This window comes from Neobacillus drentensis, from assembly GCF_036962765.1.
Classification (GTDB): Bacteria; Bacillota; Bacilli; order Bacillales; family Cytobacillaceae; genus Neobacillus; species Neobacillus drentensis_C.
In genome coordinates this window covers 45,784-47,617 of sequence record NZ_JBALOS010000011.1, presented here as the reverse complement: position 1 = coordinate 47,617, position 1,834 = coordinate 45,784, and the positions used below count along the sequence as shown (strand labels likewise).

Here is a 1,834-nt window from a genome sequence, read left to right as displayed (position 1 = left end):
GGATTTGTCGACAGTCTGAAATCCCTCTTTAATAAGAGGGATTTGTTTATATTAAGGAGATAACCACACCACCTACAGCTCCAGTAAACACAATAACCCACGGCGGAAGTTTCCAAAATACCAACATACCAAATAAGATCGCAGCAAAAGCAAAATCAATAGGGGCTAAAATGGAACTCATCCAGATCGGATGATAGAAGGCTGCAATCAATATACCCACAACAGCTGCATTTACTCCTATCAATGCTCCTTTTATATTAGGATTCTGTCGCAGCTGGTTCCAAAAAGGCAGTGTTCCTAAAACAAGCAGGAATGCTGGTAAGAAAATAGCAATTGTCGCTAGGATTCCCCCCTTCCAACCATTTATGACGGTCCCAATATAAGCAGCAAAAGTAAATAGCGGTCCTGGTACGGCTTGAGCCACGCCATATCCACTAATGAACTCTTCTTTACTTAACCACCCAGATGGGACAAATTCACGTTCAAGTAATGGAAGCACTACGTGACCTCCGCCAAAAACCAATGAGCCCGACCGATAAAAACTGTCGAACAAAGCAATCCATTTGATCGACGTTACTTCTCTTAATAAAGGCAAAAGAACCAGAAGCCCGAAAAACAATACCAAACAAACGACAGCAAAACGTTTAGAAATGGGAAAATCAATCGTGGTAGCATCCTTATCTACCTCGTGATTTTTATAAATAAGCAAACCGGCCGCTCCCGCTAATAAAATCAGACCGACCTGAGTGTAGGATGTCTGCCATAACAGCGTACCTACTAACGTGAATAAAGCAATCGCCTTTCTCTCGATATCAGGGGTTAGTTTTTGTGCCATTCCTAAAACAGCATGGGCCACGACTGCTACCGCAACGATTTTCAACCCATGGATCCAACCGCTATCATTTATTTCCAAGCCATGTAGAATCATTGCAAATAGAATCAAGGCAATGACAGAGGGAGTGGTAAAACCAATAAACGCTAAAATCCCGCCCAGGAAGCCACCTCTTATCACTCCGATTCCAATTCCAACCTGACTGCTAGCAGGGCCCGGCAAAAATTGGCACAAAGCAACTAAATCCGCATAACCTTTTTCATCGATCCATTTTCTGTTTTGAACATATTCTTCATAAAAGTAACCAAGATGTGCGACTGGTCCGCCGAAGGATGTTAAACCAAGTTTAGTCGAGACTAACAATATTTCAATCAGTGACTTACCATAGTTTTGAGACACAACACTATTCCTCCAATTATCTACGAAGGGGCAATTTTTATCATGATAATTATACAACTTTAAGGAACACCAGAACTCAAAATTAAACAATTTTATAACTTCTATATAAAAAGAAGAACCTTATTGGCTCTTCTCCTTTTTACTAGATAAAAAAATCACTTGGTTATAGAATCATCTTTCAGAGCGACCCAGAATGCTGCAGCAATCGACGCAATCAGCACAAGAAATGGAGCATAAAAAAGCAAGAAATTATCTAACACGTCCCATTCCCCCTAAGCATGTTCATCATTTCGATTCCCCTGGACATATTCTTTGTTGAACAAAAACAATTTTAACAATAGATACAGAGATGGGAGGAGCAGCCCAAGTCCTGCAATAAAAGCCACAATCAAGGCAATCGCCATTGATTGGTTGGTAAAGCTGTCGTATAGAGTGAGATACGGATAAAGTAAATAGGGATAATGAGATACACCGTAGGCCAAAAAGGCAAGTGCAAATTGTCCAACCAACAGCCAGAAGGCCAGACCATAGGCACGCCGCTTCCAGACCAAATAAACGGTTCCTGCAAAGAACACGACCGAAAGCCCGAATAGCCACCAGAGG

Annotated in this window: 3 protein-coding genes; all 3 read right to left on the bottom strand. The window is 41.5% G+C overall.

Annotated features, from left to right (window positions below):
• Positions 1 to 46 precede the first annotated feature (46 nt).
• The gene (chrA, locus tag V7137_RS02810; RefSeq protein WP_335696651.1) at positions 47 to 1,231 is read right to left on the bottom strand and encodes a chromate efflux transporter; all 1,185 of its coding nucleotides are present in this window, start codon (positions 1,229 to 1,231) and stop codon (positions 47 to 49) included.
• A gap of 155 nt (positions 1,232 to 1,386) precedes the next feature.
• Complete coding sequence (cydS, locus tag V7137_RS30605; protein ID WP_420490078.1) at positions 1,387 to 1,491, bottom strand: cytochrome bd oxidase small subunit CydS; 105 nt, start codon at positions 1,489 to 1,491, stop codon at positions 1,387 to 1,389.
• A 12-nt stretch (positions 1,492 to 1,503) separates the two neighbouring features.
• Positions 1,504 to 1,834, bottom strand: a 331-nt coding sequence (locus V7137_RS02805; protein ID WP_335696650.1) for a cytochrome d ubiquinol oxidase subunit II, incomplete at its 5' end; no start/stop codon positions are given.